General features: G+C 69.8%; 25 protein-coding genes, 1 pseudogene and 1 riboswitch. Of the genes and pseudogenes, 7 read left to right on the top strand and 19 right to left on the bottom strand.

Features of this window, described 5'->3' with window-relative positions; all coding sequences use genetic code 11:
• Positions 1-4 precede the first annotated feature (4 nt).
• The 3 genes from MYK68_RS02515 to MYK68_RS02505 all read right to left on the bottom strand — a co-directional run bounded on the left by MYK68_RS02515 (position 5) and on the right by MYK68_RS02505 (position 3,734).
• Entirely contained in the window at positions 5-1,741 is a 1,737-nt protein-coding gene (locus MYK68_RS02515) for an MDR family MFS transporter (protein WP_247866162.1), read from the bottom strand.
• The gene (locus tag MYK68_RS02510; protein WP_247866161.1) at positions 1,738-2,214 is read right to left on the bottom strand and encodes a MarR family winged helix-turn-helix transcriptional regulator; all 477 of its coding nucleotides are present in this window, start codon (positions 2,212-2,214) and stop codon (positions 1,738-1,740) included. The genes MYK68_RS02515 and MYK68_RS02510 overlap by 4 nt, the downstream gene beginning before the upstream one ends.
• 236 nt (positions 2,215-2,450) lie before the next feature.
• Positions 2,451-3,734 carry an aminotransferase class V-fold PLP-dependent enzyme gene (locus MYK68_RS02505; protein ID WP_247866160.1) on the bottom strand — a complete coding sequence of 428 codons (1,284 nt, stop codon included), beginning with the start codon at positions 3,732-3,734 and terminating at the stop codon, positions 2,451-2,453.
• An 18-nt stretch (positions 3,735-3,752) separates the two neighbouring features.
• A riboswitch (SAM riboswitch) is annotated at positions 3,753-3,868 on the bottom strand.
• A gap of 105 nt (positions 3,869-3,973) precedes the next feature.
• Here MYK68_RS02505 and MYK68_RS02500 point away from each other — a divergent pair.
• Positions 3,974-4,738 (top strand): hypothetical protein, encoded by a 765-nt coding sequence (locus MYK68_RS02500; RefSeq protein WP_247866159.1) that lies wholly within the window; start codon positions 3,974-3,976, stop codon positions 4,736-4,738.
• Entirely contained in the window at positions 4,735-5,820 is a 1,086-nt protein-coding gene (locus tag MYK68_RS02495) for an isochorismate synthase (protein WP_247866158.1), read from the top strand. The genes MYK68_RS02500 and MYK68_RS02495 overlap by 4 nt, the downstream gene beginning before the upstream one ends.
• 89 nt (positions 5,821-5,909) lie before the next feature.
• On the opposite strand, the gene MYK68_RS02490 is transcribed toward MYK68_RS02495, so the two are convergent.
• The 5 genes and pseudogenes from MYK68_RS02490 to MYK68_RS02475 form a co-directional block, all read right to left on the bottom strand.
• The gene (locus MYK68_RS02490) at positions 5,910-6,269 is read right to left on the bottom strand and encodes an endonuclease domain-containing protein (protein ID WP_247866157.1); all 360 of its coding nucleotides are present in this window, start codon (positions 6,267-6,269) and stop codon (positions 5,910-5,912) included.
• 442 nt (positions 6,270-6,711) lie between these two features.
• Positions 6,712-6,804 (bottom strand): annotated as a pseudogene (locus tag MYK68_RS20865) (hypothetical protein); the annotation flags it as partial.
• 65 nt (positions 6,805-6,869) lie between these two features.
• A complete protein-coding gene (locus tag MYK68_RS02485) occupies positions 6,870-8,132 on the bottom strand; it encodes an O-succinylhomoserine sulfhydrylase (protein WP_247866156.1) in 1,263 nt (420 codons plus the stop codon).
• A gap of 13 nt (positions 8,133-8,145) precedes the next feature.
• Positions 8,146-8,559: a rhodanese-like domain-containing protein gene (locus tag MYK68_RS02480; protein WP_247866155.1), complete on the bottom strand. Its 414-nt coding sequence runs from the start codon at positions 8,557-8,559 to the stop codon at positions 8,146-8,148.
• Positions 8,556-9,050 (bottom strand): Rv0361 family membrane protein, encoded by a 495-nt coding sequence (locus MYK68_RS02475; RefSeq protein WP_247866154.1) that lies wholly within the window; start codon positions 9,048-9,050, stop codon positions 8,556-8,558. The genes MYK68_RS02480 and MYK68_RS02475 overlap by 4 nt, the downstream gene beginning before the upstream one ends.
• 203 nt (positions 9,051-9,253) lie before the next feature.
• On the opposite strand from MYK68_RS02475, the gene MYK68_RS02470 reads away from it, so the two are divergent.
• Positions 9,254-10,636 carry an FAD-dependent oxidoreductase gene (locus MYK68_RS02470; protein ID WP_247866153.1) on the top strand — a complete coding sequence of 461 codons (1,383 nt, stop codon included), beginning with the start codon at positions 9,254-9,256 and terminating at the stop codon, positions 10,634-10,636.
• Between the two features lie 318 nt (positions 10,637-10,954).
• On the opposite strand, the gene MYK68_RS02465 is transcribed toward MYK68_RS02470, so the two are convergent.
• From MYK68_RS02465 to MYK68_RS02445, 5 genes are all read right to left on the bottom strand, one after another.
• Positions 10,955-11,488, bottom strand: coding sequence for a hypothetical protein (locus tag MYK68_RS02465; protein WP_247866152.1), 534 nt, complete (start codon positions 11,486-11,488; stop codon positions 10,955-10,957).
• A gap of 57 nt (positions 11,489-11,545) precedes the next feature.
• The gene (locus MYK68_RS02460; protein ID WP_247866151.1) at positions 11,546-12,049 is read right to left on the bottom strand and encodes a hypothetical protein; all 504 of its coding nucleotides are present in this window, start codon (positions 12,047-12,049) and stop codon (positions 11,546-11,548) included.
• 198 nt (positions 12,050-12,247) lie between these two features.
• A complete protein-coding gene (gene purT / locus MYK68_RS02455) occupies positions 12,248-14,011 on the bottom strand; it encodes a formate-dependent phosphoribosylglycinamide formyltransferase (RefSeq protein WP_283255264.1) in 1,764 nt (587 codons plus the stop codon).
• A gap of 9 nt (positions 14,012-14,020) precedes the next feature.
• On the bottom strand, positions 14,021-15,604 hold the full coding sequence (locus MYK68_RS02450; protein ID WP_247866150.1) for an adenylate/guanylate cyclase domain-containing protein: 1,584 nt from the start codon (positions 15,602-15,604) through the stop codon (positions 14,021-14,023).
• A 6-nt stretch (positions 15,605-15,610) separates the two neighbouring features.
• Positions 15,611-16,897 carry an adenylosuccinate synthase gene (locus tag MYK68_RS02445; RefSeq protein ID WP_247866149.1) on the bottom strand — a complete coding sequence of 429 codons (1,287 nt, stop codon included), beginning with the start codon at positions 16,895-16,897 and terminating at the stop codon, positions 15,611-15,613.
• A gap of 62 nt (positions 16,898-16,959) precedes the next feature.
• Here MYK68_RS02445 and MYK68_RS02440 point away from each other — a divergent pair, with 62 nt between their 5' ends.
• Complete coding sequence (locus tag MYK68_RS02440; RefSeq protein ID WP_247866148.1) at positions 16,960-17,610, top strand: hypothetical protein; 651 nt, start codon at positions 16,960-16,962, stop codon at positions 17,608-17,610.
• A 59-nt stretch (positions 17,611-17,669) separates the two neighbouring features.
• Positions 17,670-18,389: a site-2 protease family protein gene (locus MYK68_RS02435; RefSeq protein ID WP_247867901.1), complete on the top strand. Its 720-nt coding sequence runs from the start codon at positions 17,670-17,672 to the stop codon at positions 18,387-18,389.
• A gap of 232 nt (positions 18,390-18,621) precedes the next feature.
• On the opposite strand, the gene MYK68_RS02430 is transcribed toward MYK68_RS02435, so the two are convergent.
• From MYK68_RS02430 to MYK68_RS02420, 3 genes are all read right to left on the bottom strand, one after another.
• A complete protein-coding gene (locus MYK68_RS02430; RefSeq protein ID WP_247866147.1) occupies positions 18,622-19,572 on the bottom strand; it encodes a cation diffusion facilitator family transporter in 951 nt (316 codons plus the stop codon).
• Between the two features lie 188 nt (positions 19,573-19,760).
• A complete protein-coding gene (locus tag MYK68_RS02425; RefSeq protein ID WP_247866146.1) occupies positions 19,761-20,909 on the bottom strand; it encodes an FUSC family protein in 1,149 nt (382 codons plus the stop codon).
• A 10-nt stretch (positions 20,910-20,919) separates the two neighbouring features.
• Positions 20,920-21,351 (bottom strand): DUF3151 domain-containing protein, encoded by a 432-nt coding sequence (locus MYK68_RS02420; protein ID WP_247866145.1) that lies wholly within the window; start codon positions 21,349-21,351, stop codon positions 20,920-20,922.
• Between the two features lie 127 nt (positions 21,352-21,478).
• Between MYK68_RS02420 and MYK68_RS02415 the strand changes: the two genes are divergently transcribed.
• Positions 21,479-22,684: an Rv0361 family membrane protein gene (locus tag MYK68_RS02415; RefSeq protein WP_247866144.1), complete on the top strand. Its 1,206-nt coding sequence runs from the start codon at positions 21,479-21,481 to the stop codon at positions 22,682-22,684.
• A 73-nt stretch (positions 22,685-22,757) separates the two neighbouring features.
• Here the strand turns inward: MYK68_RS02415 and fbaA are convergent, their stop codons facing one another.
• Positions 22,758-23,792, bottom strand: a complete 1,035-nt coding sequence (gene fbaA, locus MYK68_RS02410) for a class II fructose-bisphosphate aldolase (RefSeq protein ID WP_247866143.1) — start codon at positions 23,790-23,792, stop codon at positions 22,758-22,760.
• A gap of 167 nt (positions 23,793-23,959) precedes the next feature.
• Here fbaA and MYK68_RS02405 point away from each other — a divergent pair, with 167 nt between their 5' ends.
• Entirely contained in the window at positions 23,960-24,688 is a 729-nt protein-coding gene (locus MYK68_RS02405; RefSeq protein ID WP_247866142.1) for a DedA family protein, read from the top strand.
• 91 nt (positions 24,689-24,779) lie between these two features.
• Here MYK68_RS02405 and MYK68_RS02400 read toward each other — a convergent pair whose 3' ends face one another.
• Both MYK68_RS02400 and MYK68_RS02395 read right to left on the bottom strand, forming a co-directional pair.
• On the bottom strand, positions 24,780-25,634 hold the full coding sequence (locus MYK68_RS02400) for an SDR family oxidoreductase (protein ID WP_247866141.1): 855 nt from the start codon (positions 25,632-25,634) through the stop codon (positions 24,780-24,782).
• A 40-nt stretch (positions 25,635-25,674) separates the two neighbouring features.
• Positions 25,675-26,436, bottom strand: a complete 762-nt coding sequence (locus tag MYK68_RS02395; protein WP_247866140.1) for an SDR family NAD(P)-dependent oxidoreductase — start codon at positions 26,434-26,436, stop codon at positions 25,675-25,677.
• Positions 26,437-26,452: the final 16 nt, after the last annotated feature.

The raw sequence follows: 26,452 nt of genomic DNA, 5'->3' as shown, positions 1-26,452 counted from the left end.
TGAGCTAGGCCTTCGAAGGTTCCGTGTCCGGCTCCGGATCGGGCCCTTCGACCACCTCGCCGTCGCCCGGCTCGGCACCGTCCGGCTCGGCACCGCCGGTCCGCAGCGGCAACTCCGCCCAGGTCACGGTGCCGACGATGGCGAGCAGCGACAGTATCGATACGGCCAGGAACACCCGGTCCATCGACTCGGCGAACCCGTCCTTGATCGGCCGCGCCAGATCGGCGGGCATCCGTTCGAGGACGGCGGTGTCCTTCATGACGCTCGACGCGCCCGCGGCGTGGCTTGCGCCCCCTTGCGACGCGGCGATCAGACTCTTGCCGAACGCCGCGACCTCCGGGTCGTGGCTCTGTGCCGCCTGTGCGACCGCGACCTGGAACTGCGGATCGTGCGAGGCGGACTTCATATGGTCGGCGATGTTCGGCCCCATCGTGGAGAACAGCATGGAGAAGAACACGGCGACGCCCAGGGTGCCGCCGATCTGCCGGAAGAAGGTCGCGGTGCCGGTCGCCATGCCCATGTCACGCAACGGCAGTACGTTCTGCATGGCCAGCATCAGCGGCTGCATCAGGTTGCCGAGACCGAAGCCGAGGAACCCGGCGACCAACATCACGAGCCACATCGGGGTGTCGGTGCCGATGTAATGCAGCACGAACGCCGCGACCGTGAGGATCACCGAGCCGATGATCGGGTAGACCTTGTAGCGGCCGGTCCGGGAGATCAGCTGGCCGGACACGATCGAGCCGATCATCAGGCCGAGCACCATCGGCAGCATCTGCAGGCCGGCGACCATCGGGCTCGACCCGCGGAGCACCTGGAAGTACTGAGGCAGCATCGAGATGCCGCCGAACATCACGGCACCGACCACCACCGAGACCAGGATGCCCTGCGTGAACACCCGGTTCTTGAAGATCCGGAGCGGGATGATGGCCTCCTCGCCCATGGCCCGTTCGATCAGGATGAAGGCGATCAGGCCCACGGCGCCGATCACGTAGCAGGCCCATGACCGGCCGGACAGCCAGCCCCAGTCGCGGCCCTGTTCGGCGACGATCAGCAGCGGCGCGACGGTCACCGCGACGGCGACGGCACCCCAGTAGTCGGTGCGGTGACCGGTCACCTTGTGTTGGTCGTAGTTGAGGACCTTGTAGACCAGTGCCAGCGCGATGATGCCGATCGGCACGTTGACCAGGAACACCCAGCGCCAGCCGGAGACTCCAAGGATCGAGTCGGCCCCGGCGAACAGACCCCCGAGCACCGGCCCGAGCACACTGGATGTGCCGAACACGGCCAGGAAGTAGCCCTGGTACTTGGCGCGTTCACGCGGCGGCACGATGTCGCCGATGGTCGTCAGTGCCAGCGTGAACAGACCGCCGGCGCCGATGCCCTGGAACGCACGGTAGCCGGCCAGCTGGTACATCGACGTTGCCGACGCGCACAGTGCCGAGCCGATGATGAAGATGGTGATGGCCGCCAGGAAGAACGGTTTGCGGCCGTACAAGTCGGACATCTTGCCGTACAGCGGCGTGACGATGGTCGACGTCACCAGGTAGGCGGTGGTGACCCAGGCCTGCAGGTCGTACCCGTGCAGGTCGTCGGCGATGGTCCGGATGGCCGTCGACACGATCGTCTGGTCGAGCGCGGCGAGGAACATGCCGGCCATCAGGCCGGCGAGGATGGCGAGGATCTGGCGGTGGGTCATCCCCTGCGAGGGGAAGTACTCCGCGTCCGCGGTGTCGGTCATGGGGCGCCTTCTGTCGGGGTGGTTGGGCTGATCTCGGCTTCGACCGCGTTCACGAATCGGTCGAGCAGAGTCACGAATCTTTCGAGTTCACCGGGTGCCCACTCGCCGACCAGCGACGCCCCCATCGCGCGCCGGTACTCGACCATCCGGCCGAGGGTGGCCCAGCCCGCCTCGGTCAGCACCAGGCGGTGCGCGCGCCCGTCGATCGGGTCGGCCTCACGCCGGACCAGACCCTCGCCGACGAGATGCGCCACATGGCGGCTCACGGTCGACGGGTCGGACGAGAGGGCCTGTGCCAGCTCACCCGAGCGCAGCGGTCCGTGCTTCAGCATGATGAGCGCGCGATAGGCGGCCGGTTCGGTGGTGCCTCCGGTCGCCTGACTGGCTCTGGTCAGCGCGCGATCACGCAGCCGGTGATATTTGGCGAGCGCCGCGAAGAGGCGGTCGACGAGTTCGTCGTCGGAGACGGACACCGAAACCCCTTCCTCACGAAACACTTGCGGCCTGCAACTGATTGCAGACCGCAAGTGTGCGCCCGGATCCGGGTGCCGTGCAACTACGGCAATCGGCCCGAAACGGAAGGTTCGCCGATTGGGCCGTGTTGCGACAGTCCTCTACGAGGCATTCGGCGAGTCCGATGGGCGGACGACGACGCAGCCGGCCGTTCATCGGGCCGACGAGGCCCGCAAAGGGATTTTCGCAATACGGCCTACGCGCCGGTCAGCTGCGCGAGCGCGGCGACGAGCCGGTCGACGTCGTCGGACCCGGTGCCCAGCCCGAAGCTGACCCGGACCGCGCCGTCGCCGTGCCCGAGGCGGGTCAGCAGCGGGTGCGCGCAGAACTTCCCATCGCGCACACCGATGCCGTGGTGGTCGCTGAGGTACTCGGCCACCTCACGCGCCGCGCGGCCCGCGACAGCGAATCCGGCGATGCCGACCCGATCCGCGACGGCTCCGTTCGGAACGTCGTCCGGGGCCTCGAAGATCCTCAGCGGCGTGATGCCGGGCAGCGCGGCGAGCCCCGCGTCGAGGCGGGACAGCAGGTCGTGCTCGTGGTAGCCGATCAGTTCGAAACCGAGCCCGGTGATCGCCTCCGCGGCGGCCGCGATGGCCACGGCGCCGAGGACGTTCGGGCTGCCCGCCTCGTGACGCGCCGCTCCGGTGTGCCAGGTGGTCTCGGTCAGCTCGACGTGCGCCGTCGCACCGCCACCGGCCAGGTACGGCTCGGCGGCGTCGAGCCAGTCGGGCCGGCCGATCAGCACTCCGGCACCGAACGGCGCGTACACCTTGTGACCGGAGAACACCAGGTAGTCGACGCCCGAACTGGCCAGCGAGACGGGCCGGTGAGCCACCAGCTGCGCGCCGTCGATCAGGATGCGGGCACCGTGCCGGTGCGCCAGCGCGGTGAGCCGGCGGATCGGCAGCACCTCGCCGGTCACGTTCGACGCCGCGGTGACCGCGAGCAGCGCGGCCGGCGCGCTCGCGAGTTCGGCCTCGAGGGCGTCCAGGGTGGCGTCGAGCGTGGGCCGGGCGACCACCGTGCGGGCGCGCCCGGTCCGCTGCCACGGCAGCAGGTTGGCGTGGTGCTCGATGTCGAGGACCACCACCTCGCCGTCCGCCGGGAGCGCGTGGGCGGCCAGGTTGATGGCGTCGGTGGTGTTGCGGGTGAACACGACGGTGTCGTCGGCGCGGCCGCCGACGAACCGGCGGACCGTCTCCCGGGCCCGCTCGTAGCGCGCGGTGGTGACCTGCGACAGATGTCCCGCCCCGCGGTGCACGCTCGCGTACTGCCCGAGCGCCTTCGTGACCGCCGCGGCCACGAAGGCCAGGGCGGGCGCGCTGGCGGCGTAGTCGAAGTTGGCGTACCGCACCTGCGCACCGGAGACCGTGGGCACGGTCTCCTCGGCACCGACCACCTCGGCCAGCGGGGCGACGGCCAATGCGGCGGCCAGTGCATCGTCGGTGCACACGGGGGTTTCCAGGACAGCGGTCATGACGGTGTCTCCTCAGCGAATCCGCGCTTGCCGCGACCGGTCGGCCGGCGGCCGGGTCGTCACCGGGAGCACCCCACTCGCGAGCGGAGGGTTGCCGATCAGCCAGCCCGGGCTTGTCGCTGATACTCGTGACCCGCCGATCACTGTGCCGGTTCACCGGCCACGGCGCGAGGGTTAGATTCACGGCGGATTTAACCGCCTCGTCGTGCCCGATCCGGCCGGTCGGATACCGTACGACCATGACGAACCCGCCCCCACCGGGACAGTTCCCGCCGCCGTCCGGCCAGGATCCGCAGGGCCAGTACCCGCCGCCGCCCCAGCCGGGTCAGGTTCCGCCCGGCCAGTTCCCGCCGCCGGGACAGGTCCCGCCCGCGGGGCAGTTCCCGCCGAGCGCGGTGCCGCCGCCCGGATACGGCGCCCCACAGCCGGCCGGACGTTCGGGCATGTCCACCGGCCTGATCGCCGGGATCATCGGCGCCGTGGTCGTGATCGCGGTACTGATCGGCGTCCTGCTCTGGCAGCCGTGGAAGTCCGGCGACGCGGGCAAGACGCAGAGCTTCACGCTCGATCGCGGCGTGAAGGTGAAGGTCGACGTCCCCGGCGGATGGAAGGCCCTGACCATCACCGATGATTCGAGCCTCATCCTGGCGATCCTGCCGTCCGACGAGACCCGCACCGACAACGACTCGCTGGATCAGGCGACCCGCGAGCTGGAGACCGACCCGAACGCGAAGCCGGTGCACGCGGTGGCCGTCCACACCGAAGAGTGCCCGTCGAGCGTGAGCGACCTGGCGGCCGGCACCTGGCGGACCAAGCCGGTCAGCACCGACACCGAGGACAACGCCGCCACCGCGAGCTTCCCGGCCATCCTGCGCGTCGATTCGACGTACTGCCTGGGACTGGTCGGCATCGACGTCGAGCACGGCACCGCGGTGAAGTCGACCACCGGCGTCGACCTCGCCAAGAAGCTGGTCGACAAGAAGCAGATCACCGCCTCCCGGTGACCGGCACGACGAGCTTCGTGCTGTCGCGGCCGTCCGGGACCGTCCGCGGTACCGGCGTCGCCGCCCGGTTCGCTTCGGTGGCAGCGGCACGTTCGGCGCTGGGCGGGGACGCCGCGGTGATCGCGGGACTCCTCGCGTTCGACACCGCGGCCCCGGCCGCGCTGCTCGCCCCGGAGCGGTGGTCGTTCCGGCCGGAGCCGCTGGCCCCCCGGCCCCCGGCCGCCGTCGTTCCCGCGGACTCGTCGCTCACCCCGCCCGGGGTGCACCGCGAGCGGGTCGAGGCGGCGCTGCGGATCATCGGGGCCGGCGGTGCGGAGAAGATCGTGCTGGCCAGAGAGGCCACCCTGCGGTTCGCCGCACCGGTCGATCCGGACGCCCTCACCGCGGCGTTCGCCGACGGCGCCGGGCAGTCCGCGGTCTTCGCCGCGCAGACCGCCGGCGGCGGCTGGCTGATCGGCGCCAGCCCCGAGCTGCTGGTCCGCCGGTCCGGCCGCGTCGTCACCTGCCACCCGCTCGCCGGGTCGGCCGCCCGGCAACACGACCCGGATCTCGACGCCGCGGCCGCCGCCTCGCTGGCGGCGTCGGACAAGGACCTGCGCGAGCACGCCTTCGTCGTCGACGACATCGCCGCACGACTCGCTCCACTGTGCGAGGACCTCGACGTCCCGGCCGTCCCGGTGCTGTCCAGCACTCCCGAGATGTGGCATCTGGCGACGCCGATCCGCGGGATTCTGCGTGACGATCCGCCGCGCCGCGACACCGCGACCGCACTCGACCTCGCCGCCCTGCTCTCCCCCACCCCCGCCGTCTGCGGCACCCCGCGCGCGGCGGCCGCCGCCGCGATCGCCGAGATCGAGGGCCCGCGCGAGTTCTACGGTGGCGCCGTCGGCTGGTGCGACGCCCGCGGTGACGGCGAGTGGCTCGTCTCGATCCGCTGCGTGCAGATCGACCCCGGCCACCGGGTGGCCCGCACCTGGGCGGGCGGCGGCATCGTCGCCGGATCCGACCCGGCCGCCGAGGTCGCCGAGACCGACGCGAAGTTCCGTACCGCCTTCCGCGCCCTCGGCATCGATCCCCGCTGATCGAACGAACCGCCCCGAGCAGCGAGCAGTCTCCACAGCCGCGTTTCCGCGGCACCGAACGGGGAACCACCCCACCATCCACCTCGATCTCAGTGCAGCTCGGCCCGTCGTGCGGCCAGGCTCTCCGCGAGGAGCCTCATCGACTCGGCGACCTCGTAATTCAACTGGTGCCAGGTGTAACTCAGCACGATCCAGCCCGCCTGAACCACGTCGTTTCGCTTCCGGTGGTCGCGCTCGAAGTGCCGCTGCTGCTGGTGGTAGGCCCAGCCGTCGATCTCGACGGCGATTCTCTCCGTCGGCCAGGCGAAGTCGACAGGCCATTTCCCGACCCGGTACTGCGGTTGCCAGCCGGTGATCTCCTCCGCGCGCAGCAGGTCGACGAACAGGCGCTCCGCCGCTGACTCGGTATCGCCTCCGGCCACCTCGACCAGCCGCCGAGCTTCGGCCATGCCGCGGATCCCGGCGCCCGCGTTCCATCGCGGAGGCCAGCTCCGCGACCGTGACCGGATGCTGTTGCAGCGCTCGGTCGATCAGCCGGGCACCGTCCTTCACGACCGAGGCGGCGGACAGCACGGTCATCGGCAGGCTCGTCACCCTCAGCCCGCGGACCGTCTCGACGTCCGTTTCGTGATAGGTCCGGCGAATCGCCTCGACCGCACCGCCGGACCAGCGGTCCGGCCGGGAGGCGTACCCGACCGCGATCGTCAGCGGGGCGGCGAGCTCCGTTTCCAGCCCGCGCCACCAGGCGGCGGTCGTCCGGTCAGCGACGCCGCGCAGGGCCGCGACCGCGGCACGCACCATCGCCGCCTCGGTATAGGCGTGCGAGCACGACCGGAAGACGCCCCGGGCGAGCGACTTCCAGCTTCCCGAGCGGACGCGATACCTGATCTGCTCGCGCGTCAGCCCGCACGCCAGTGCGCGCTCGACGGTAATGACGCCATCATGATCGGCCAGTTCCAGTGCGAGTCGCCCCGTATCCCCCATGTCCATTTAGACGCAAGGGGCCCGATCCGGTTCCACCGGTCCGCAGACCGTCGCGGATGCGGTCACTATTCCCGCTTCCGCGACGATCTGCCCAGGGCCTGGTCCAGATCGCGGATCAGGTCGTCGGCGTTCTCCAGGCCGACGGAGAGGCGGACCATGCCGTCGGTGAGGCCGATCGCGGCCCGGCCGTCCGGTCCCATCGCGCGGTGGGTGGTGGTCGCGGGGTGCGTGATCAGGCTCTTCGCGTCACCGAGATTGTTGGAGATGTCGATGATCCGGAGTCCGTTGAGCACCTCGAAGGCCCGCTCCTTGCCGGTCTTACCCTCGACGGAGTTCGGGGAGCGGCCGGCCGAGCTCGGGGAGCGGCCGTCGGCGGCCAGCTCGAAGGTGATCACGGTGCCACCGCCGGCCATCTGCGCCCGCGCCAGCTCGTACTGCGGGTGCGACGGCAGGAACGGATAGATCGTCCGTGCCACCCGCGGATCGGCGTCGAGGAACTCGGCGATCTTCAGCGCGCTCGCCACCGACTGGTCCAGGCGCAGCTTCATCGTCTCCAGGCCCTTGAGCATCACCCACGCGTTGAACGGGCTGAGCGCGGGACCGGTGTGCCGCATCAGCTCGCGGACCGGGCCGGAGATGTATTCCTGCGTGCCCATGATCGCTCCGCCCATCACGCGGCCCTGCCCGTCGATGTGCTTGGTGCCCGAGTACACGATCACGTCGGCCCCGAGGTCGAGGCCGCGCTGCAGCAGCGGCGTGGCGAACACGTTGTCGAGCACCACCTGGGCGCCGGCGGCGTGCGCCAGTTCGGCGACCTTCCGCACGTCGACCAGCGTCTGCATCGGGTTGGACGGCGTCTCGAAGAACACCGCGGTGGCCGGCGTCGACAGCGCCTCCTCCCACTGCGCCAGGTCCTCACCGTCGACGAAGACGACGTCGACGCCCCACGACGGCAGGATCTCGTTGCAGATCACGAAGCACGACCCGAACAGGCTGCGGGCGGCGACCAGCCGGTCGCCCTTCTTCAGCAGCGCGCCGAGAGCGACGAAGACCGCGGCCATGCCGCTCGCGGTCGCGAACGCCGCCTCGGTGCCCTCGATCTGCCGCAGCCGCTCGGTGAACATCTCGACCGTCGGATTGCCGTAGCGGGTGTAGACGAAGCGTTTGTCCTCGCCGGTGAACGCCCGCTCGGCCGCTTCGGCCGAGTCGAAGACGTAGCCGCTGTTGAGATACAGCGCCTCGGAGGTCTCGAAGAATCCGGACCTCATCAGGCCGCCGCGAACCGCGATGGTCTCCGGCGACACCCATTCGGGCAGGTCACGGCTCATCGATGCACTCCTTCTACTGTTGCCTCCAGGGCAGGCCCTCGGCGCGCCAGCCGGCCGCCCCGCGGTGGCCCTGCGCGTCGAGCCCGCCCTCGAATCCGTCAAGAATGTTGTACGCCTTCTCGATCCCGGCCGCCGTGGCGGCCTCCGCGGCGCCGATCGAGCGATGCCCGGACCGGCACAGGAAGAGCACCTCGGCGTCGTCGTCGACGCCGGCCTCCCGCAGTGCCTCGACGAACCGCGGATTCGGCGCCATCGACGGGAAACTCACCCACTCGATGAGGACGGCCTGCTTGCCGAGCGCGGAGACGTCGGGCACGCCCACGAAGGCCCATTCGGCGGCGGTGCGGCAGTCCACCAGGACCGCCTCGGGGTGCTGTTCCAGGGCGGCCCAGGCCTCCTGCGGGGTCATGTCACCGGCGTAACTCACAGCGTGCACACCTTCCAGGCGTTGTTCTCGCGGACGACGGTCAGCGGTGTCGTCTGCTTGTCGTTCGGGGTGTCCTCGCGGTTCCAGTGCACGGTCACCTTCGCGGTGTCACCGGTCACCGCGACGTCCATGGTCGGGATCTGCAACTGGCCCTGCGCGTCGCGGGCCTTGCGGTTCTCGTCCGCGAACTGCTGCTCGGTCGGGAACTCCGGCGAGTTCACCTTGGCCGCGCAGTAGGAGTCGCGGAACTGCTGATAGTTCAGCGAGTTGCGGGCGGTGTACGCGTCGTTGACCACGTGCTGCACCTGGGTCGAGTCGTTCAGGCGCCGGTCGGGCGGGCTGCACGCCCAGACGCCCGCCACCACGCCCACCAGGATCAGGACGAAGATCGCCGCGGCCAGGATCGGCCAGGCGCTGCGGTCGGGGTCGTCACTGCCGAACTCCTCGGCGAGGGCCTCCGGATAGTCGTCCGACGGACGCTGGTCACTCATAGTCGGCGATTCTATCGGCCGGGCGGAAGCCCTGGTCGGCCGCGGCCGTGTGGGCGTCGTGGCAGATCGGCGCGGCTACGTCAAGGGTTTCGGGCAGAAGCGGCCGGGTGAGGGGAGCCTCACTGTTCGAATTTTGGCGGCGGCTCACCAGCGCATACCGTGGCAGGAGAACAGATTTGTCCAGCTGAGGAAGCGACTGCGAAATGAGTGAGAACAGCCGCCCGCTGCGCGTAGCGATCGTCGGTGCCGGTCCCGCCGGAATCTACTGCGCCGACGCCCTGATGAAGTCGGAGACCGCCGCGGAGCGCGGGGTCAGTATCGACCTGTACGAGCGCATGCCGGCCCCGTTCGGCCTGATCCGCTACGGCGTCGCCCCCGATCATCCGCGGATCAAGGGCATCATCACCGCCCTGCACAAGGTGCTCGACAAGCCGCAGGTCCGCCTACTCGGCAACATCGACTACGGCACCGACATCACCCTCGCGGATCTGAAGAAGCACTACGACGCCGTGGTCTTCTCCACCGGCGCCACCGACGACCGCGTCCTGGAGATCCCCGGCGTCGACCTGGACGGCAGCTACGGCGCCGCCGAGTTCGTCGCCTGGTACGACGGCCACCCGGACTTCCCGCGCGAGTGGCCGCTGGAGGCCGAGAAGGTCGCCGTGATCGGCGTCGGCAACGTCGCGCTCGACGTGGCCCGCGTGCTCGCCAAGACCGGCGACGAGCTGCTGCCGACCGAGATCCCGGACAACGTCTACCAGGGCCTCAAGGCGAACAAGGCCGTCGAGGTGCACGTCTTCGGACGACGCGGCCCGGCGCAGGCCAAGTTCACCCCCCTGGAGCTCAAGGAACTCGACCACTCGCCGAACATCGAGGTGGTGGTGAACCCCGAGGACATCGAATACGACGAGGGTTCCGCCGTCGCCCGCCGCACCTCCAAGATCACCGACCAGGTCGCGACGATCATCGAGAACTACGCGATCCACGAGCCCAAGACCGGCGCGATCCACAAGCTCTTCCTGCACTTCTTCGAGAGCCCGGTGGAGATCCTCGGCGAGGACGGGAAGGTCGTGGGCCTGCGCACCGAGCGCACCGAACTCGACGGCACCGGCAACGTCAAGGGCACCGGCCGCACCACCGACTGGGACCTCGGCGCCGTGTACCGCGCCGTCGGCTACCTCTCGGACAACCTGCCGGAGATCCCGTTCGACAGCCAGGCCGGCGTGATCCCGAACGAGGCGGGCCGCGTGTTCGACGACGGCCGGCACCTCACCGGCCTGTACACCACCGGCTGGATCAAGCGCGGTCCGGTCGGCCTGATCGGCCACACCAAGGGCGACGCCAACGAGACCGTCGAGTGCCTGGTCGAGGACATGGTGGCGGGCGCGCTCAACGCGCCGGAGGACGCCAGCGAAGAGGGCGTGATCGCGCTCCTCGAATCGCGCAAGATCCCGTACACCACCTGGGACGGCTGGTACCGCCTGGACGAGTACGAGCGCGGCCTCGGTGCCGCCGAGGGCCGCGAGCGCAAGAAGGTGGTGGAGCGTCACGAGATGCTCGCCGCCTCCGAGCCCGACAAGATCTAGTCGACGACGCCGAAGGACCCCGCCGCACCCGCGGCGGGGTCCTTCCGCATCCTGTCCCGACCGCACTCTGCCCCCGCCCTGCCCGCCCCACCCCCGCGCTCCCCGTCCCGGGGCGGCAGCGCGCATCCGCGACAGTCCCCACGAACGCGACGCCCGCGAGCGCCGCTTCCGTGGCCGACTGCCGCGCACATGTCGCCGGCTGTCGCGGATAGCGGGGCGGCGGGATAGCGGGGCGGCGGGGTAGAGATGAGTCAGGGGCGACGACCCCCCGGTCGCCGCCCCTGCCGTGTGTTCAGCTCAACTGACTCGCGGGCGAGATCAGTTGGCCGGGGTCGTCGGAGCCGGAGCGTTCGGCGGCGCCTGCTGCTGGCGGACATTCATCCAGAAACCGAAGTTGTCCTGGATCTGGAACGCCTCGTTCTCCGCACCGATGGTGTAGCCGGAGATGGACGACGGCCAGCAGCCCGCCCACTTGGTGTTCACCGAGATGTAGGTCTGACCGGGGAGGAGCTGACCCGCCCGGGTGTCCTTCGCGATCACCTTGCCGAAGGAATCCTTCTGGCCCTTCTTCTTGGCGGGCACGGTCTTGGTCGCGCCACCGATCTCGGTGATGGTGACGTTGTTCATCGTCGAGCCGCCGGTGTTCTTCACACCCATCCAGCGCTTCATCTGCCAGAGCGGGTTGGGCTTCCAGTTCGGTCCCCATGCCTGGAAGGTGCAGTCGACACCGCCGAGCATGGTGAGGTTGCCCGGGGTAGCGGCCTGCGCGGGCGCGGTCGCGAAGAGCGAGCCGGCACCGATGGCGCCCGCCGCGGTGACCGCCACAGCGGCTCGTTTCAGGGTCTTCTTCATGATCAAACCTTTCGTCGTTGTTCTACCGTTGCGGAGCCGACGGCCCCGGAATCGTCGCTACCGGCCGGCCTGCGCGGCGAGCATGCCGGGTGCCATGCCCCAGTCGAAGTCGATGTTCATGTTCGACCCGCTGAACACTTCCTGGATATCGTCGCCGATCGCGTAGCCGAGGATCGCGTACGGTGAACCGCAGCCCTCGGTGGTCTGCGCGGCGATCACGGTCTGGCCCTTCTTCAGGGTGCCGGCCGAGGTGACCGCCTCCGTGGACGCGAACACCAGGCCGCCCGCGCCTTCCGGCTTACCGGCGTCGAGCTTGGGGACCGTCGCCTCCGGGCCGGCGACCGAGCCGACGCGAACTCCGGTTGCCGTATCCGGACCGTGGTTGGTCACGGCGACCAGACGCTGGGTATAGGTCTTGCCGTTCAGTTCCTGACACTTCACGGTGGCGTTCACGCCGAGGTCTCCGGCGGCGTGGGCCTGGCCTGCGGCCAGTAGCGAACCGGCGCCGACGGCAGCGGCGGCCACCGTGACCAGCACCGACCGTGTGATGTTCTTCTTCATTGTCCCCTCCTGATGGGCTGCGGGCAGTCGTGTCCGCCGCGCGGAAACCGCGCGACGACACCCAGCTATCGGGCATACCGGGCGTCCACCAGAGTGACCACCCTCTTCACCGTTTGTCGCCGGACCAACAGGAAACGTTACGAATCTGTTCAGTTTTCTCACATCGGCGACGCCACGCCGGGCGCGCGCCTGCTCCGTTCAGCGCGACGGCGGAGGCGGAGGCGGGGGTCCCGGCGGACGCGGACCGCGCGGTCCGGCGGGGCCGCGCGGGGGCATGCCGGGCGGTGGCACCTGCGGCGGACGAGACGCCCGCGGCGGCGGCATCGGCGGGCGGGGTGCGCCTGCGGGACCCCCGCCCGGACCGGGCTGCGGGGGCGGCCCGGGCACGACACCCGGCGCGCGACGGGGCGGCGGCCCCGCCGGCGGCGGGCCGCCCGCGGGCGGTTGCGCGCGGTACTGATCGGTCTCGGCGGCGGCACCGTCCGGGGCGGCTTGCGGCGCACCCGATGCGGGGCGGCCCGGTCCGTCCGGGGTGTGGTCTCGAGGGAGATGCTGATCGGCGGCACCTTCGACCATCGTGGAAGCACCCACGACCGGCGCGGAAGCCCCCGCACCCGGCCCGGAGACACCCTCGGCCGGCGCGGAGGCACCCGGCATGACCGGCTCCGGGATCGGATCGTCCGCGCCGAGCGGCACTACAATCCCGGCGGCGCGGGTGGCGCGGCGGCGCGCCTCGTCGGTGGTCGGCGCGGTCGCGACGGCGACGCCCATCCGGCGTTTGGCGAAGCTCTCCGGTTTGCCGAACAACCGCAGGTCGACCGCCGGATCGGCGAGCGCCTCGGCCACCCCGGCGAAGCGGATCGCGGGTTCGTCGAGCCCGCCGTAGATCACCGCGGAGGCGCCGGGTGAGCGCATCTCGGTGGTCACCGGCAGGCCGAGCACGGCGCGGGCGTGCAACTCGAACTCGCTGAGTCGCTGGGTCGAGAGGGTGACGAGCCCGGTGTCGTGCGGGCGCGGGCTGACCTCGGAGAAGAACACCTCGTCGCCCTTGACGAACAATTCGACGCCGAACACGCCGCGCCCGCTGAACCGGATGTCGGCGGCGGCCATCGCGGTCACGACCCGCGCGGCGATCGACCGCGCCGCCCCGGAGGCGATCTCGCTCATCGGCTGCGGCTGCCAGCTCTCCACGTAGTCGCCGCCGGACTGACGGTGCCCGATCGGCTCGCAGAAGTACGTGGCCAGCTCGCCGGTGGCCGGGTCGATCGCGCGCACCGTCAGCAGCGTGATCTCGTAGTCGAAGTCGATGAACCGTTCGACGATCACCCGCGTTGAGCTGACCCGGCCGCCGGTCATCGCGGTCTCCCACGACGCCGCGACATCGGCCTCGCCACGCATCACCGACTGCCCCTTGCCCGAGGACGACATCACCGGTTTCACCACGCACGGATAGCCCACCCGGAAGGCCGCGTTCCGCAGCTCCTCCTCCGACTCGGCGAACAGGTACGACGACGTCGGCAGACCCAGCTCCTCGTCGGCCAGGCGGCGGATCCCCTCGCGGTCCAGGGTCAGCGTGACCCCCTTCGCGCTCGGAATCACCTCGGCCAGACCCTCGTTCTCCACGTCGACCAGGGCGGCGGTCGCGATCGCCTCGATCTCCGGAAGCACGTACTGCGGGCGGTGCTTCTCGATCACCGCCCGCACCGCGGCCGGATCGGTCATGTCGATCACCTCGGCGGCGTGCGCCACCTGATGGGCGGGGGCGTCGGCGTACCGGTCCACCGCGATCACCTCGACGCCGAGGCGTTGCAGCGCGATCACGACTTCCTTGCCCAGTTCACCGGAACCGAGCAGCATCACCTTCACCGCGTTCGGCGACAGCGGGGTACCGAAGGCCCGCACGGGGCCGCCCGGTGCGGCGGCGGGCTCGTCGGGGGCGTCAGGAGTGGGGTTCGACGTCATGCCCGCAGTCTACGGTGACTCTCCGGCCTCTCCGCCGGAAGCGATGTTCGGGATCAGCCGCGGAACGAACAGATCCGTCGGCTCGCTGCGGCCCCGCAGCACGACGGCGTCGGTCATCTTCCAACGTGTCCGCTCGCCCCGTTCGGCGGCCTCGACGACGCGGCGGCTGGCCCACGGCACCCGCGGATCCCGCTTGGCCAGCTCGGAGATGCGGGCGCTCTCGTTCACCGGATCGCCGATCACCGTGTACTCGAAGCGCTGGATGGCCCCGACGTTGCCGGCGACCACCGGGCCGAAGCTGACACCGATCCCGGCCCGCAGGTCCGGTACCTCCACGCGCAGCCGCTCGGCGATCTCGCGGGCGGCCCGCAGCGCGCTGCCGGCCGGGTCGGCGATCGCCTGCGGCGCACCGAAGATGGAGAGCACCGCGTCGCCCTCGAACTTGTTGACCAGCCCGTCGGCGCGTTCGGTCGCTTCGACGATCACCGCGAAGAACTGGTTCAACAGGTCGACCACCTCGGTGGGCGACCGTTTGGTGGCCAGTTCCGTCGAGCCGATCACGTCGACGAAGACCACCGCGACCGTGCGCTCGGCGCCGCCCAGCTCGGGGTCGCCGAGCATGGCCGCATCGGCGACGTCACGTCCGACGTGCCTGCTGAACAGGTCGCGCATCCGTTCTTGTTCGCGGAGTCCGGCGACCATGTTGTTGAAGCCGAGCTGGAGTTCACCGAGTTCGGAGGCGTCGTACACCACCAGGTCGGTGCCCGGGGAGACGTCGCCCTCGCGCACTCGCGCCATACCGCGGCGCACGCTCTGAATCGGTCCGGTGACGCTCCACGCGTACAGGATCAGGGACAGCAGACCGACCCCCATCGCGACGGCGACGAGCACGGTCACCGACACGAACATGTTCATCTTCGAGGTGTCCGGCGAGAAGGTCCCGAACAGCACCACCAGGAAGATGCCGAGCACCGGGACGCCGGTGCCCACCAGCCACGACGACACCGCCCGAGACCGCACCGACGAGCCGCGCCAGCCGAGCCCGGCCTGCAGGATCTTCGCCGACACCGGCCGCAGCATGATGTCGGCCAGCAGGTTGGAGATGGCGACCACCACCAGGGCGCTCATCACCACGATGAGCACGACCTTGGTGATCAGTCCGGTGTCGACCAGGCCGTAGAGGACACCGAGCAGCACGGCCGCGCCCACCCACAGGATGAACTGCAGCAGCACCAGCATCCGCCGCGCCCGCAGCGTCCGCTTCACATCGGCCGGGGTGGGGATCTGTTCCAGGATCGACCAGCGCAGGCCGCGCACCATCGTCGCGGTGCCGACCGTGATGCCGACGATCAGCGCCACCCCCGCGTACACGGGAATGGCGATGAAGTTGATCAGCATCAGGTCCCGGCGCAGGAACGACGGTTCCGGGATACCGACCGCGCCGAGTGCCACAGCGACCACGATCCCGACCAGGTTGGCGAAGACGATCGCCGAGGTCAGCAGGACCTGGATACGGACCCGCTGCTTGCGGCCGCCCTCATCGGCCGGCCCGAGCAGAATGGATCCGTAGTCCCGGCTCAGCCGCGGTGACAAGGTGGCTCAGACGATTTCGCGGCGCACGATGGTCTGTTCGCGGCCGGGCCCGACACCGATGCACGAGATGAACGCACCCGACAGCTCTTCCAGCCGCAGCACGTAGTTCTGCGCGTTCTGCGGCAGCTCATCGAAGGTCCGGCAGCCGGAGATGTCCTCCCACCAGCCGGGCATGGTCTCGTAGACCGGGGTGGCGTGGTGGAATCCGGTCTGCGTCATCGGCATGTCGTCGTAGCGCACCCCGTCGACCTCGTAGGCGACGCAGATCGGCACCTCATCGATGCCCGACAGCACATCGAGCTTGGTGAGGAAGTAGTCGGTGATGCCGTTCACGCGGGTGGCGTAGCGGGCGATGACGGCGTCGAACCAGCCGCACCGGCGCGCACGGCCGGTGGTGACGCCCACCTCGCCACCGGTCTTGGCCAGGTACTCGCCCCACTCATCGAAGAGCTCGGTCGGGAACGGGCCGGAGCCCACGCGGGTGGTGTAGGCCTTGAGGATGCCGAGAACCGTGGTGATCTTGTTCGGCCCGATACCCGAACCGACGGCCGCGCCGCCCGCGGTCGGGTTCGATGACGTCACATATGGGTAGGTGCCGTGGTCGACGTCGAGCAACGTGCCCTGGCTGCCCTCCAGGAGGATGGTGTCGCCGCGCTCGAGCGCCTGATTCAGCAGCAGCCGGGTGTCGGCGATGCGGTGCTTGAAGCCCTCGGCCAGCTCGAGTGTCTCGTCGACCACCTGCTGCGAGTCCAGGCCCTTGCGGTTGTAGATCTTGGTGAGGATCTGATTCTTGATCTCCAGGGCCGCTTCGACCTTCTGGGTCAGGATCTTCTCGTCGAGCACATCGGCCACCCGGACGCCCACGCGGGCGATCTTGTCCTGGTAGCACGGGCCGATGCCGCGACCGGTGGTGCCGATCTTGCTGTTGCCGAGGAAACGTTCGGTCACCTTGTCGATCGCCACGTGGTACGGCATCAACAGGTGCGCGTCCGCGGAGATCATCAGCCCGGCGGTGTCGACGTCGCGCTCTTCCAGACCACGGAGTTCAGTCAGCAGGACCGACGGATCGACGACGACGCCGTTGCCGATCACGTTGTTCACCCCCGGCGTCAGGATTCCCGACGGGATCAGATGGAGAGCGAAGGTCTCGCCGTTCGGCAGCACGACGGTGTGACCCGCGTTGTTGCCGCCCTGGTAGCGGACGACCCATTGGAGCTTGCCGCCCAGCAGATCCGTCGCCTTACCTTTGCCCTCGTCGCCCCACTGGGCGCCGATAAGCACAATCGCAGCCATGTCAGGTGCTCCTCCTATTCACCGCAACCCTACTGGGTGAACCGCACAGATACCCTATTCACGTGGTATCTCACGCGATCTCCCCACCGCCGCCCGGCGCCGAAGCCGCTGCGCTGTCCCGCGCCGTCGCCGCGGCGATCACCGATCCGGGCGTCTCGCGGCTGATCGTCACGCCCCCGGCCGACAGCGCCGCCGCCGACCTGTTCCTCTCCCAGGTGGTCGGCGTCCTGATGCGCCACGAGCGGCTCGACGTCGAGGTGGCCTACGTCCCCGCGGCCGCCACCCGGGCCACCCGGGCGTACGGCCTGCCGCACGGAGAAGCCGCGGCGAAGCTCGCCGAATCCGGTGTCGCGCACGACCTTCCGCTGATCCGCGACGATGCCGCCACCGTGCTGGTCGGCCGGGCACGGCACCTGGGCGCGGCCCCGGAACCGGGTTCCGGGCGGGTGAAGCTGCACGGCGAGACCTATGTCGATTCCGAGCGGCTCTTCGACGGTGATGTCCGCGGCGTGGTCATCGAGCCGCTGACCGAGGCGCCCGGGGTCCGGGCCCGGCTCGACCGCCTGATCCCCGGCGGCTGGCTGACCGGGCGCGCCGTGCAGACCGGCGGCACCAACCTGGTCGTCGAACGTGAAGGGGAGCTGTCGCCGCGACCGGTGAAGCGGTCCACCTTCTACCGGCACCACATCGACTGGAAGCTGGTGCGCCCGTGAACAGTTCACCCGCACTGGCGGCCGCCCGGGCGGTCCGGCCGGGCCCGGTCTTCGCGCTGATGGTCGCGGCCGCGGTCGGCGGCGGCGTGCTGCTCTGGCGCAGCGGCAGCGTGAATTCCGGCGCGGCGATCGGCGGCATGTGGCTGCTGATCCTGGCCGGCTGGATGATCTCGCTATGCCTGCACGAGTTCGCGCACGCCTTCCTCGCGTTCGTCTACGGCGACCGGACGACGGAGCTCCGCGGCTACCTGACGCTCGACCCGCGCAAGTACACCCATCCCGGGCTGTCGATCGGCCTGCCGCTGCTGATCATCGTGCTCGGCGGGATCGGTTTCCCAGGCGGCGCGGTGTACCTGAACACGTCGGGCATGACGAAGGGCCAGCGCACCCGGATCAGCCTGGCCGGACCGCTGACCAACCTGGTCTGCGGCGTGATCCTGCTGCTGGCGGTGGCGGCGGTGCCGATCACGACCGACAACCTCAATCTGCTGTCCGGGCTGGCCATGCTGGCCTTCCTGCAGATCACCGCGACCGTCCTGAATCTGATCCCGATGCCCGGGTTCGACGGCTACGGCGCCATCGAGCCCTATCTCTCGCCCGAGACCCGGCGCAGCGCGGCGCAGATCGCCCCGTGGGGATTCCTGATCATCTTCGCGCTGCTCTTCATCCCGGCGCTCAACCGGGCGTTCTTCGATCTCATCTACCGGATCATCGAGCTGTTCGGCGTGCCCGGCGGCCTGGTCGGTGAGGCCTGGCGGCTGTTCCTCTTCTGGCGCTGACCCGACGCGAACGACGGCCCAGCGCCTGAGCCGCGTCGCGATGTCCGTTCCTCCCCGAGGACGTGCGTGTCGCGGGTCCATTTCCGTGTCGCGTGCCGTGCATGAGCAGCGACACGAAAGACGACCCGCGACACGCGACCGGGAGGGCGTGCCGGGGTCGTACAGGTATCCGAATTCGACGTGCCAGTCGAGGGTGGCGTCGATCAGCGTGGCACGGAGCCGACGTCAGCCGTCACCACGACAGCCGGTCGCAGCAGCCGGCACCGCCGTCGACCGGGTCCACCTGGACGGTGGCGTGAACCAGACCGTATTCGCCGAGCACCGCGCGAGTGTCGGCGAGGACGCGCGCGTAGTCGTCGTCGGCGCTGCCGACGTGCACCGTCGCGACGTCCATCCCGGTGGTCACCGACCATACGTGCAAGTCGTGCACGTCGGTGACACCGGGAACATGCGCCAACTCGTTCCGGAGGGCGTCGAGGTCGACGTGGTCGGGTGCCTGCTGATTGAGGATCCGCAAGGCATCCCGCGCGAGCCCGATCGCCCGCGGGACCACCCACACCGCGATGCACACGGCGACCACGACATCGGCGTACTCCCAGCCGGTCGTCATCATCACCACACCCGCGACCAGCACGCCGACGCTGCCGACGGCGTCGGCGAGGACTTCCAGATACGCCCCGCGCACCGCGATCGAACCCCGCGCGTCGGCCCGTAGCAGCAGCATGACGACGACGTTCACCACCAGCCCGACCAGCGCCACGATCACCAGCGGACGGCCCGGCACCTCCGGCGACGCACCGCCGATCCGGCGGATCGCCTCGTACACCACGAAGATGCCGACGCCGATGAGCAGCACCGCGTTGACCACGGCGGTGAACACCTCGGCCCGGTACCAGCCGAAGCTCCGGCCGTCGGTGATCCGCCCGTGCCGCGCCAGCAGCAGCGCGGACAAGCCCATCGAGACCGCGACCACGTCGGTCAGCATGTGCCCCGCGTCGGCGATCAGCGCCAGCGAACCGATCGTGATGCCGACGAACAACTCGACGAAGAAGTACCCGCCGATCAGCACCACGGCCAGCACCATCGGCCAGAGCCGCCGCGCCGCCGCCTCCCCGGCGGCCAGGTCGGCGGCCGTCGGTCCGTGCGAGTGGCCGGCCTGCGAGTGATCGTGCACGTTGCTCATGACCTCAATATATGCGCGATTTCGCATGTGAATCAAGGGCTCTGCGCCGGGCGTCACATCCGGGCTCGAGAACGGCGTTTCGACACCGGCTCGGCTGGCGCCTCGCCGGGCTCAACGGGCGGGCGGCCACCCGCCCGTTGAGCCGGTCGAGCCCGCAGGGGCGAGACCGAGTCGAAACGCACCCCTCGCTAGGAAAGACGCAGCTGGGCGATCGCCGACTCCCGCTTCAGCCCGGTCACCATCAGCATGTCCACCAGCAGCGACCGGAGCTCCACCAGCAGCGCCACCTCGGAGACGTCGCCCTCCCCCTCGGTGATTGCCGCCTGCGCCTCCGCGATCCCCGGCGCCGCGCGCCGGAGGATCGACCGGAGCACCCGCGCCGCGTCGGCCTGATCGGGGGCGCCCTTCGGCGGGGCCAGCATCATCTGGCGCAGGACCTCGAAACCCTCGGGCAGCGCCGCGATCAGATCGACGATCGGCGGCTCCACCACCACCCCGCGCTGCGTGAGACCCAGCGCGCGCCGCGTGCAGACCCGGAAGTTGCGCATCGCGTTGTCGATCGGCGCACCGGTGTCCGCGATCCGCCGCAGCCGTGGCCGTTCCGCCCAGTACAGCGGAGAAAGGGTGCCGACCTCCCGGCCGGCCCGCATGTCCGAGTGCATGGCGTCGATCGACGACTGGGTGGCCCGCGCCCGCGCCAGCACCCGCTGGACCGAGTCGGCGTCGACCGTCCGCAGCGCCACCGCGAGATCGCCGGACAGATCCCGCAACGTAGCCAGGAGCAGGGCGGCGTCACGACGTGCCCGATGCGCCGGATTGAACGGCACCAGCGCGCCGATGAGGAGCGCGACGCCGCCGCCGACCACGGCGTCGAGCATTCGCTCGTAGCCCGCGGCGTTCCCGGGCGGCAACAGGGTGGCCACAAGGACGGCCGACGCCCCCGCCTGATTAGTCACCATCGGCGCGCTGTCGAATAAGACGGCCGCCATCATCGCCAGGGCGACCACCACCGCGATCTGCCACGGACCGGCGCCGATCCGCGAGATGATCAGGTCGCCGATCACGATGCCGATCAATACCCCGCCGATCAGCTCGATCGACCGCCGCCACCGTTTGGCCAGCACCAGCCCGAGGGACGCGACCGCGGAAATCGGGGCGAAGAACGGCCGCTGATGATGCAGCAGGTCGTGCGCGATGAACCAGGCGAGCCCGCCGGCGATCGCGCACTGCAGGATCGGGACCAGCGAGAGGCCGAGTCGCCGTACCCGCTTCTGCAACCACTCCGGCAGGTGCCCGATCAGTCGCGAGCGCGTCGCCCGGATCCGATCGGTGGTCATGGTCGGCGAGCTAGGAGAGGCCGAGTTCGTCGATCGCCGCCGGGTCGCTGTCGTTCAGCAGATCCAGGCAGCGCGCGTATTCGTCCTCTTCGCCGATCAGCTGCGCCGCGCGGGCCAGCGCCCCGACACACCGCAGAAAGCCCTGGTTCTGCTGGTGGCTCCACGGCACCGGGCCGTAGCCCTTCCAGCCGTGCCTGCGCAGCTGATCCAGCCCGCGGTGGTAGCCGGTGCGGGCGTAGGCGTAAGCGGCGGTCTGGGCCGCGACGTCGTCGTCCGCACCGTTCAGCGCCGCCTCGGCGAGGTACGCCCAGGCGATCGACGCCGACGGGTACTGCGCGGCGACGGCGGCCGGATCGACGCCGTTCAGCAGATCAGACTCGGCGTCGTCATCTCCGGTCAGGAGCGTCGGCGGGGGTCCCAGCAAGTCTCCGAATGAGGTCACCCCGCCATTCAATCACTCCGTGGCCCCCTCCCGGCCGGAGCCGCGTCACTCATTGTTCGATACCCTTTGGGGCATGGCGCCGCCGCCAGGCCGCCCGACTACCCACGACTCGTAGGACCAGCGCAGCATGCCGACTTCCGATAACGACAACCAGAGCGCCGTCAAGAAGGCGGTCGACGCCTTCCGCGCCCGCCGGGCCGGAGACGACGATGCCACCCCGGCAGCCGTTCCCGAGGACGACGGCGCAGAGACCTCCGTGGTCCGGATCGAGCCGGGCCAGAGCCCGGGCGGGGGCGGCGACTCCGAGTCGCCGACCAAGGCGTTCGCCATCCCGGTGGTCGAGCAGGCGACCGAGGAGACCACGGTGGTCACCGATGAGCCCGCCGAGGGCTCCGACGTCGAGGACTCCGCCGAGGCCGGTGACGCGTCGTCGTTCCCGACCGAGACGGTGGTGACCGTCGCCGGTTCGGGTGACCGTGCGCAGGCTCCGGCCCGCACCGCGGTCGAGGCCGTCGATCCCGATTCGGTGACCCGCCCGGAGATCGTTGAGCACACCGTCGACCTCACCGAGGCGGACGCCGACGCGCAGGCCGAGGATACGCAGGCCGAGGCCGCGCCGGCCGCCGACGACAGCGAGACCGCGGTGATCGCCGCCCAGGCTCCCGCCGAGGCCGAGGACGACGCCCCCGAGGCCGTCGAGGACTCCACCAAGGGCACCGTGGAGTCCAGCGCCGACGTGACGCCGACCGAGAAGATCGAACTGCCGACCGCCGCGGTCGCTACCACCGCCGCAGCCGGAGCTGCCGCCGCGGCCGGGGCCCCGGCGAAGCCGGCCGAGCAGCAGGCGTGGTCGAGCACCCCACATCAGCCGCAGGTGATCCCCGGCGCGCAGCCGCAGGAGCCGAAGAAGCGCCGCGGCCGCCTCATGGCACTGGGCGCCCTACTGGTCGCGGCGATCATCGCCGTCGCCGCGGTGCTGATCTGGTACTTCATGTTCGACCAGTCGACGCAGAACAAGGTCGCCGACGCCGCCAGGAGCTACCAGAACGCGATGTCCGACGGCGACCTCGAGGCCCTGCGCGACATCACCTGCGGCGAGGAGTACCAGTACTACTCGAAGGTCTCGCCCGAGGAGTTCGCCAAGGCCTTCCAGGCCCAGAAGGCACAGAACCAGATGATGAAGTTCAAGGACATCACCGGCGTGGCCGTCGACGGCGACACCGCCCGCGTGGGCGTCGACGTCTACAACTCGGGCGACCCCAAGGTCACCACGTCCGCTCAGATCACCCTGCACAAGGTCGACGGCAGCTGGAAGGTCTGCGACCAGCCGTAATCCCCCGGAACACGAAGTGCCCCTGCCGGCCGGCAGGGGCACTTCGTCGTTTCAGGACCCGGGTCTGAAGGACTTAGCGACCGATGGTCTTGCCCGCCGACTTGAGGTCGTTGCAGGCCTCGACGACGCGCTCGGCCATGCCGGCCTCCGCCTTCTTGAGGTAGCTGCGCGGGTCGTAGACCTTCTTGTTGCCCACCTCGCCGTCGATCTTGAGGACGCCGTCGTAGTTGGTGAACATGTGGCCGACCACCGGACGGGTGAAGGCGTACTGGGTGTCGGTGTCGACGTTCATCTTGATCACGCCGTAGCTCAGGGCCTCCTCGATCTCGCTCTTGAGCGAGCCCGAGCCGCCGTGGAACACGAAGTCGAAGACCTTCGCGCCCTCTTCCTTGCCGATGAGCTCCGCGGCGGCCTTCTGGCCGTCGAGCAGGACCGACGGCTGCAGCTTCACGTTGCCCGGCTTGTAGACGCCGTGGACGTTGCCGAAGGTGGCGGCCAGCAGGTAGCGGCCCTTCTCGCCGGTGCCGAGCGCGTTGACGGTCTTCTGGAAGTCCTCGACCGAGGTGTACAGCTTCTCGTTGATCTCGGCCTCGACGCCGTCCTCCTCGCCGCCGACCACGCCGATCTCCACCTCGAGGATGATGTTCGCCTTCGAGGTCAGGGCCAGCAGTTCCTGGGCGATCGCCAGGTTCTCGTCGATCGGGACCGCCGAACCGTCCCACATGTGCGACTGGAACAGCGGGTTCTGTCCCTTGTCGACGCGCTCCTGCGAGATCGCGATCAGCGGGCGGACGTAGGTGTCGAGCTTGTCCTTGGGGCAGTGGTCGGTGTGCAGGGCGACGGTGATGTCGTACCGCTCGGCGACGACGTGTGCGAACTCGGCGAGCGCCACGGCGCCGACCACCATGTCCTTCACACCCAGACCGGAGCCGAACTCCGCGCCGCCGGTGGAGAACTGGATGATGCCGTCGGAGCCGGCGTCGGCGAAGCCCTTCAGCGCGGCGTTGACGGTCTCCGAGGAGGTGCAGTTGATGGCCGGGAAGGCGTAGCCGCCCTCCTTGGCCTTCGCGAGCATCTCGACGTACTTCTCGGGTGTTGCGATGGGCATCAGAGTCCTCCAGCGATTTGGGGCCGCACTCAGGCGTTTTCGGTCCATCACAGTATGCCGGTTGCCGGCGACCGGCGGGTCCCGGCCCGGCCAACCCAGCCAACGTCACAGCGCAATGGACGTCCGGTTAGGGAATCTCCAAGGTTTCGCCGGTACTGTGAGGTCCTGTGATCGACGCTTCCCTGGCCAGCGCCACCACGACGATGAACGTCGCCCTGATGCCGAGCTTCATGGACCCCTACACCCTGATCGGGTGGTTCGGGGCCTGGGCGTTCTGGGGACTGCTGCTGGTGGTCCTGATCGAGTCGGGTGTCCTCTTCCCCGTCCTGCCCGGCGATTCGCTGCTGTTCGTCGCGGGTCTGATCGCCGCCGGTTCGACCAGCGCGGAGCACGCGAAGGCCGTCGCCGACGCGAACTTCCACCTCTGGCAGCTGTGCGTGTTCGTCCCGGTCGCGGCGATCATCGGCGGCCAGATCGGCTACTGGATCGGCCGCTACGTCGGCACGTCGATGTTCAAGCCGCAGGCACGCTTCCTCAAGCAACGCTACCTGGACGAGGCGCACCAGTTCTTCGAGGAGCGCGGCCCGATCACCATCTTCCTGGCGCGCTTCGTGCCGATCGTCCGCACCATCGCGCCGATCGTCGCCGGTGCCGCGAAAATGCGCTGGGCGGTGTTCGCACTGTACAACGTGGTCGGCGCCATCGTCTGGGGTGCGGGCATCGTGCTCCTGGGCTACTGGCTGGGCCAGTTCCAGATCGTGCAGAAGCTGATCGAGCCGATCTTCATCCTGATCGTGCTGGTCTCGGTGCTCCCGATGTTCATCGAGTGGTACCGCCGACGCCGCAACCGCGGCAAGGAGATCCCGGTCGAACTGGATCTGAACGAAGAGGCCTGACCTCCGCCGCCTCGCCTGCTGTTCCGCGGTCGCTCCACGACCACAGAACAGCAGGCCGGCGCCCGGCAGGCCCTCGGCGCACCGGCGCCGGTCAGGCGCGCGACATCCAGAAGTCCAGTTCCAGGCCGTCGATCGGCCCCGGCGTCACCTGGTAGCGCTCGAGATCGGTGACACCCGCGTCGGTCAGCACCTCGTCGTCGATGTAGCAGCGTCCGCTCTCGCCGCCGGCCGGGCGCGACAGGATCAGCATCGCGGCGTCGGCGATGATCTCCGGGGTCCGGCTCGCCGAGACGAGATCCTCGCCCAGGATGTTGCGGACCGCCGCGGTGTCGATGGTGGTGCGCGGCCACAGCGAGTTCACCGCCACCCCGTCCGCCTTCAGTTCCGCGGCCAGTCCGAGCGTGACCAGGGACATCGAGAACTTGGAGATCGTGTAGCCGGTGCCGATCTCGGCGAACCACGCCGGATCCAGCGTGATCGGCGGCGACAGGGTGAGGATGTGCGCGTTGTCGGAGGCCCGCAGATGCGGGATCGACAGCTTGGAGAGCAGAAACGCCCCGCGCGCGTTGATGTCCTGCATCAGGTCGTACTTCTTCATCGGCAGCTCTTCGGTGCGGCTGATGTCGAGCGCACTGGCGTTGTTCACCACGATGTCGATGCCGCCGAATCGCTCGACGGTCCGCGCGACCGCGTCGGCCACCTGCTCGTCGTCGCGGACGTCGCCGACGATCGGCAGCGCCTGGCCGCCGGCTTCCTCGATGGCCTTCGCCGCCGTGTACACGGTCCCGGGGAGCTTCGGGTGCGGTTCGGCGGTCTTGGCGAGGAGAGTGATGTTCGCACCGGCACGGGCCGCCTTCAGGGCGATCGCCTCGCCGATGCCGCGGCTGCCGCCGGACATGATCAGGGTGCGTCCGGCGAGCGGACGGGAAGTGTTCTCGGTCGTCATCGTCGACGATCCTTTCGGGTGAGGTGAGTGGAGGCCGGAGTCACTTGGGCGCCATCCGGATGGCGCCGTCGAGCCGGATGGTCTCGCCGTTGAGCATGGCGTTCTCGACGATGTGCATGGCCAGCGCCGCGTATTCGGTGGCGCGGCCGAGCCGGGACGGATGCGGCACCTGCGCACCGAGGGAGCGCTGCGCGTCCTCGGGCAGTCCGGCCAGCATCGGGGTCTCGAAGATGCCCGGCGCGATCGTCATGACGCGGATCTGCTTGGCGGCCAGTTCGCGCGCGATCGGCAGGGTCATCGCGGCGACGCCGCCCTTGGAGGCCGCGTACGCGGGCTGACCGATCTGGCCGTCGAAGGCGGCGACCGAGGCGGTGTTGACGATGACGCCGCGGTCGCCGTCGACCGGCTCGTTCCCCACCATCTGCTCGGCGGCCAGCCGGATCACGTTGAACGTGCCGACCAGGTTGATCTTCACGACACGCTCGAAGACGTCCAGCGGCAGCGGCCCGCCGCGGCCCAGGACCTTGCCCGGCGTCGCGACGCCGGCACAGTTCACCACGGTGCGCAGCGGCCCGAGATCGGTGGCGGCGGCGACGGCCGCGGCGATGTCGTCCGGCGAGGTCACGTCGCCCGGGACGAAGACCGCACGTTCGCCGAGATCTGCGGCGGCCGCCGCACCGGCCGACGACGGCAGGTCGACGAGCACCACGGCCGCACCCCGCTCGTGCAGGGCGCGCGCGGTGGCGTTGCCGAGGCCGGACGCGGCGCCGGTCACGAGCGCGACGGAGTCAGACAGATTCATGGATTCTCCTTTGGCG

The organism is Gordonia sp. PP30, assembly GCF_023100845.1.
Classification (GTDB): Bacteria; Actinomycetota; Actinomycetes; order Mycobacteriales; family Mycobacteriaceae; genus Gordonia.
The sequence above is the reverse complement of the archived record's forward strand: the minus strand, read 5'-3'. Positions and strand labels throughout refer to the sequence as shown.